Here is a 249-nt window from a genome sequence, read left to right on the forward strand (position 1 = left end):
TGCCGCACGCTCCTCACCGAAGCGCTTCTGGATGTAGGCGAAGCCCTTCCCGGTCACGAGTGTGCGGGTGTAGGTGTGGCTCTCACCGCGGCGGTCCGTGTATTGCCGCTCGACCGTCCGGAAGTAGCCCTCGTCGATGAACCGCTGGTAGGGCAGGTTCGAGGCCATCAGGATCCGCTGATCCCGGAGCCATGCGAACATCCGGTTCTGGCCGGTGCCGAGAACCTTCGCGATCTCCTCGACGGTCTG

Annotated in this window: 1 protein-coding gene; it reads right to left on the minus strand. The window is 64.7% G+C overall.

Features of this window, described 5'->3' with window-relative positions; translation table 11 throughout:
• A partial coding sequence (locus Q5L94_RS14000) for a phage antirepressor KilAC domain-containing protein (protein WP_317498956.1) occupies positions 1-249 on the minus strand: 249 nt, incomplete at both ends.

It is taken from the genome of Idiomarina sp. Sol25 (assembly GCF_033052775.1).
In the GTDB taxonomy this organism is placed as follows: Bacteria; Pseudomonadota; Gammaproteobacteria; order Enterobacterales; family Alteromonadaceae; genus Idiomarina.